This window comes from Nodularia sp. UHCC 0506, from assembly GCF_034931045.1.
Classification (GTDB): Bacteria; Cyanobacteriota; Cyanobacteriia; order Cyanobacteriales; family Nostocaceae; genus Nodularia.
Genome location: NZ_JAYGHH010000006.1, coordinates 18863 through 24743, shown reverse-complemented (window position 1 = coordinate 24743; position 5881 = coordinate 18863). Strand labels below are relative to the sequence as shown.

The following is a 5881-nucleotide window of genomic DNA, read 5'->3' as shown; positions in this document are numbered from 1 at the left end:
CTATCTGTCATCCCCAAATTTTCTGATTTATTCAACTCAAAATTCATACTACAGTTTGTAGCAGAACGTGAAAAATAATTCTACAAAATCGGGTGACTTAATTGTGTAAAGTTTCTGTATATTATCTGTCAAGTTATTAGTTAATTTTTGGATATTTCTACGTTTAATGACTGATAAAACCTGGTTAATATTGTTTGTAGCCGATTTACTACAAGAACTCAGCAATTCTGGTGACAGCAGTTTCTAATATAGGTGGTTCATGTACCAAAGCAAAGCGGACATATCCTTCTCCTGATTTGCCAAAGCCAGCACCAGGGGAAGCGGCGACACCAGTTTGTTTGACTAACTGAGTACAGAATTCCACGGAGTTTTGATGCCAAGGTGAGGGTAACTTAGCCCAAATGTACATTGTGCCTTTGGGAGTGGGGACTTGCCAACCAATGCGGTGTAAAGCATTAATAAAAGCATCACGACGTTTACGGAAGGTATTAACCGCCTCTGTGACTCCGGCTTGAGGGCCTGTTAAGGCAGCGATCGCACCGTTCAAAATTCCCCGATATTGATTAAAATCAACGGCTGCTTTGACTTGGCGTAAAGCCTGAATTAATTGGGCGTTACCAATGGCGTAACCGATGCGGAAACCGCCCATATTATAAGATTTGGAAAGGGTAAAAAATTCAATAGAGACGCTTTTATCTGGGTCAGCTTGCAGCACAGAAGGAACGACATTCCCAGTTTCGCCAAATACCAAATCCACGTATGGAAAATCGTGAACTAAGGCGATATTATGCTGCTGACAGAAAGCCACTGCTTCCTGGAAAAAATCCAAAGGTGCGATCGCCGCCGTGGGATTATGAGGATAACTCAATACCATCATCCGCGATTGAGCTAAAACATCCATCGGAATATCAGCAAATACTGGTAAAAAATTGTTTTCTACTAGTAGTGGCATTGGGTATATTTGACCACTAGCTAAATAGACTCCTCCAGCGTGGGAGGGGTAGCCGGGGTCTTGCAACAGAGCAAAATCTCCTGGATTCAGCAGTGCTAAAGGTAGATGGGCTGTACCTTCCTGAGAACCAATGAGGGGCATTACTTCAGTTTCTGGGTCAACTTTAATGCCAAATTTTCGTTCATACCAGTGAGCTGCGGCTTGGCGAAATGCTTGTGTCCCGTGAAACAGCAAATACCCGTGGGTGCTTGGATCATAGAGAGATTTGGCGATCGCATCAATCACATGGGGCTGGGCTGGCAAATCAGAAGAACCCAGAGACAGATCAATTAATTGCTTTCGGGCTGATAAAGCCACAGCCTTAGCTTGATCCATATCAGCAAATACATTGGATTGCAGGGGTTGTAAACGTTGAGCAAACTGCATATAAATAATTAGTCATTAGTCGTTAGTAATTAATCGTTAGTTAGCTACTATTGACTAATTACTACTTAAGTGGGTATCCAAGAAGTTGAGTAATTTTTCTTTACCAATAGCTCCTTCTGTGGATGCTAATACCTTGTCTCCCTGAACTAGTCTCAAGGCTGGTACGCCTTCTACTTGGTACTGTTTCACAGTCATCGGGTTGGGATCGACTTCGATTTTCACAATTTTTAGGCGATCGCTGTATTTGGTAGCCGCTAAGTTAATTATTGGCGACATCAATTGACAAGGGCCACACCAGGAAGCCCAAAAGTAAAGCAATACAGGTTGCTCGGCTTTTAATACTTCTGATTCAAACTCACTATCAGTTATGGTGATTACACCCTTACTCATTAGACATCTCCATTAGGTGGCATTGGTCAAAGTTCGCATATATAATACTTTATCTTAAAACTGTTAGATGCTGTTAGCGTAGAGATTAGGGAACAGGGAACAGGGAAGAAGGTATCTTTAGCTTCACCACAATACAATATGGAAAACCTAGATTCTGAGAAATAGATATGATAGAAAAGTAAATAAAACTTCAAAAATATTTATCAAATGCTGATTGACTTCCCTGGCTTGACCAAAGTAAAGGACTCAGTAAAAGAAAAAATTTTCTTCGGTCATGAACCCAGCGCCGAGTTAATTGCTATTCTTACCGTTTACTTTGTCCAAGGAATTTTAGGGTTGGCGCGTCTAGCTGTCAGCTTTTTTCTCAAAGATGAATTACTACTAAGTCCAGCGCAAGTGTCCGCACTATTGGGAATTGTCGCCTTACCTTGGATTATCAAACCAGTGTTTGGCTTTATTTCCGATGGCTTACCGATATTTGGCTACCGTCGCCGACCATATTTAATCCTCTCTGGGATATTAGGAGCAATTTCTTGGGTAAGTTTAGCCACCATAGTTCATAGTAGTTGGGCAGCTACACTAGCGATCGCCCTTGGTTCTCTTTCCGTCGCAGTCAGTGATGTCATAGTTGACTCATTAGTTGTCGAAAGAGCTAGAGTAGAATCACAAGCAGCAGCAGGTTCATTACAATCTTTGTGCTGGGGTGCTTCCGCATTTGGCGGTTTACTCACCGCTTACTTTAGCGGAATGCTATTAGAACATTTCACCACCCGCACCGTATTTTGGATTACCGCCTCATTTCCCCTCATCGTTTCCGCAGTAGCTTGGTTAATCGCTGAAACCCCAATTAGAAAAAATACCCAAGACAATCACAGCAATAATCCTCTGGGAACCAAACATCAACTCAAACAACTCCGCCAAGCAGTCACACAAAAAGCCATTTGGCTACCCACAGCCTTTGTATTTGTCTGGTTAGCCACCCCCACAGCTGATGCAGCCTTCTTCTTCTTCAGCACCAACGAACTACATTTTCAACCAGAATTTTTAGGACGGGTAAGACTAGTAACAAGCGGCGCTTCCTTAATCGGTATTTGGATTTTCCAACGCTTCCTCAAAGGTGTGCCATTCCGCACTATTTTTGCTTGGAGTACAGTATTTTCCTCAGTCTTAGGAATGACAATGCTACTGCTGGTGACTCACACCAATCGAGCATTAGGTATAGACGACCACTGGTTTAGTTTAGGTGATAGTCTCATCCTCACAGTTATGGGACAAATCGCCTATATGCCAGTATTAGTATTAGCTGCGAGATTATGTCCCCCAGGAGTAGAAGCCACATTATTTGCTGTACTCATGTCAGTTTCCAACTTAGCAAATATGGTTTCTTATGAATTTGGAGCCATCATCATGCACTGGCTAGGTATCACCGAAACAAACTTTGAACTACTGTGGCTATTAGTAATTATTACAAACCTCAGCACACTATTACCATTACCCTTCATTCGTTGGCTACCTGCTAACGACCCGCAAGCCGATTTCCCAACATTACAACCAGCTGCGGTAACTAATCAAGAAGAACCATTGTTACCCAACTTAGTACCCTAATTCATAAACCTTTGCGTCTTTGCGCCTTTGCGCGAACCTAATCCATATTTTCCATCAAATTTAACAACAAATGCAAACCTTAAAAACAGAAGAAAATTTAAGTCCCGAAAAATCATATACTCGTGAAGATTGGCAAGGAGGATATAAATCGCTGACCCAAGAATATGATTATTGGATTGATGATATAGAAGGACAAATTCCCCCAGAATTGCAAGGAACATTATTTAGAAATGGTCCCGGTGTACTCGATATCAATGGACAATCCATTCATCATCCCTTCGATGGCGACGGAATGATTAGCCGCATCAGCTTTGCGAATGGTCGCGCCCATTTCCGTAACCGCTTTATCCGCACAGAAGGCTACTTAGCAGAACAACAAGCGGGAAAAATCCTGCACAGAGGAGTATTTGGTACACAAAAACCCGGCGGTTGGTTAGCGAATATTTTCGACTTCAAAATTAAAAATATTGCCAATACTAACGTTATCTATTGGGGTGGTAAACTTTTAGCACTCTGGGAAGCAGCAGAACCCCATCAACTTGACCCCAGCACATTAGAAACTTTAGGAAAAGAATATTTCAACGGTGTACTTTCAGAAGGTGAAGCTTTCAGCGCCCATCCCCGCTTTGACCCTAGTTGTCACCAAGACGGTGGCGCACCTTGTCTAGTAAACTTCTCCATTAAACCCGGATTATCCACCACAATTACTATATTTGAACTCAACCCAGACGGTAAAGTTGTCAGACAACACGCTCATAGTGTTCCGGGTTTCTGTTTCATTCACGATTTTGTCATTACTCCCAATTACTGTATCTTCTTTCAAAATCCCGTCACCTTTAACCCCATACCTTTCGCCTTGGGAATACGTGCTGCTGGAGAATGTATCAAATTTCAGCCAAATCAACCGACTCGAATTATAGTGATTCCCCGTCACACTCAAGCAGAGGTAAAAATTCTCTCTACTCAGGCTGGCTTTGTATTCCACCACGCAAATGCATTTGAAGTTGATGATAAAATTGTCATTGACTCCATTTGTTACGAATCACTCCCAGAAGTCGAACCAAAAAGCGATTTCCGCCAAGTTAATTTTGAAGCAATATCACCTGGACAACTGTGGCGCTTTCATCTCAATATTGAGACAGGGACAGTCCGACCACAAATGATTGAAAGTCGCTGTTGTGAATTTCCCAGTATAAATCCTGAACTTGTTGGAAGGAATTATCAATATTTATACATAGCTGCGGCTCAAGCAGAAACAGGTAACGCGCCCTTACAAGCATTACTAAAAATCGATTTAAAGTCTGGAGAAAGACAAATTTGGAGTGCTGCACCTCGTGGTTTCATCGGTGAGCCGATATTTGTCCCCCACCCAGATGCACAAAAAGAAGATGATGGCTGGGTCTTAGCCTTGGTATATGATGCTACACACCATCGCTCAGACCTAGTAATCTTAAATGCCAGCGATTTTAATCAAGGTGCAGTAGCCAAACTACATCTCCAACATCATATTCCCTATGGACTACATGGCAACTTCACCGCCGAAATCTAACACTCCGCGAACCTTTGCGCTTCCCTCCGCGCCCCTCTGCGTTAAAAAATCAAATTGTAACAAAAACTACAAAATCACCATTTCTTCTCCAGTCTAGGATAAAATAAACCCATACATATCCAGTACGCGAAGATACCGCGACTAGGAGAAAAGTTTATGGTTTTAACATCTCCCTTACCGTTTGAAGCTGCCACTCCAGCGCACATTTGTCCCTTTGATCAAGCGTGTAGTTACTTAGATGCAGCAGGTAAAGAATTAAAACTTGATCAAAGTGTCTTGGCAATTCTCAGTAATCCTCGCAAAGTAGTCACAGTTTCCATACCCGTGAAACTAGATAATGGTGAAATCCAGGTTTTAGCAGGACATCGGGTGCAGCACTCTGATATTTTAGGCCCCTACAAAGGTGGGATTCGTTACCATCCAGCCGTGACATTGCGGGAAGTTTCCGCCTTAGCCATGCTGATGACTTGGAAATGTGCATTATTAGGCATACCTTATGGCGGTGCAAAGGGAGGAATAGCCATAAATCCCAAAATTTATAGTGTGGGCGAATTAGAAAGAATCAGTCGCCGCTATATCAGCGAATTAATTAAAGATATTGGTCCCTCTGTAGATATTCCCGCCCCAGATATGGGTACTTCTGCCCGTGAAATGGCTTGGATGATGGATACTTATTCTGTCAACGTTGGTCATGCTGTCCCCGGAGTAGTTACAGGTAAACCCCTTTCCATTGGTGGTTCCTTGGGACGGGAAATGGCCACAGGCAGGGGTGTAATGATTATTGTCCGTGAAGCATTAGCCACCCAAGGTAAATCCCTTGAGGGAGTGCGAGTAGTGATTCAGGGTTTCGGTAATGTCGGGGGTGCAGCAGCAGAATTATTACACGAAGCGGGAGCGAAAATTTTAGCTGTCTCCACAGGTTCAGGGGGTATTTATTCCCCAGATGGTCTTGATATTCC

Annotated in this window: 4 protein-coding genes and 1 pseudogene; 3 read left to right on the top strand and 2 right to left on the bottom strand. The window is 42.8% G+C overall.

Annotated features, from left to right (window positions below; genetic code table 11):
- Positions 1 to 208: 208 nt before the first annotated feature.
- Both VB654_RS06295 and VB654_RS06290 read right to left on the bottom strand, forming a co-directional pair.
- Positions 209 to 1378, bottom strand: coding sequence for an LL-diaminopimelate aminotransferase (locus VB654_RS06295; RefSeq protein WP_323212743.1), 1170 nt, complete (start codon positions 1376 to 1378; stop codon positions 209 to 211).
- A gap of 54 nt (positions 1379 to 1432) precedes the next feature.
- Positions 1433 to 1768, bottom strand: a complete 336-nt coding sequence (locus VB654_RS06290) for a thioredoxin family protein (protein WP_323212742.1) — start codon at positions 1766 to 1768, stop codon at positions 1433 to 1435.
- Between the two features lie 207 nt (positions 1769 to 1975).
- Here VB654_RS06290 and VB654_RS06285 point away from each other — a divergent pair, with 207 nt between their 5' ends.
- From VB654_RS06285 to VB654_RS06275, 3 genes and pseudogenes are all read left to right on the top strand, one after another.
- The gene (locus tag VB654_RS06285) at positions 1976 to 3373 is read left to right on the top strand and encodes a folate/biopterin family MFS transporter (RefSeq protein ID WP_323212741.1); all 1398 of its coding nucleotides are present in this window, start codon (positions 1976 to 1978) and stop codon (positions 3371 to 3373) included.
- A gap of 70 nt (positions 3374 to 3443) precedes the next feature.
- A complete protein-coding gene (locus VB654_RS06280) occupies positions 3444 to 4922 on the top strand; it encodes a carotenoid oxygenase family protein (protein WP_323212739.1) in 1479 nt (492 codons plus the stop codon).
- Between the two features lie 156 nt (positions 4923 to 5078).
- Positions 5079 to 5881, top strand: a pseudogene (locus tag VB654_RS06275) (Glu/Leu/Phe/Val family dehydrogenase); the annotation flags it as partial.

What these genes read in the sequence shown, in the direction of transcription:
- VB654_RS06285 (WP_323212741.1), top strand. Translation starts at nt 1,976, where the DNA reads ATGCTGATTGACTTCCCTGGCTTGACCAAAGTAAAGGACTCAGTAAAA.
- VB654_RS06280 (WP_323212739.1), top strand. Translation starts at nt 3,444, where the DNA reads ATGCAAACCTTAAAAACAGAAGAAAATTTAAGTCCCGAAAAATCATAT.
- VB654_RS06295 (WP_323212743.1), bottom strand. Translation starts at nt 1,378, where the DNA reads ATGCAGTTTGCTCAACGTTTACAACCCCTGCAATCCAATGTATTTGCT.
- VB654_RS06290 (WP_323212742.1), bottom strand. Translation starts at nt 1,768, where the DNA reads ATGAGTAAGGGTGTAATCACCATAACTGATAGTGAGTTTGAATCAGAA.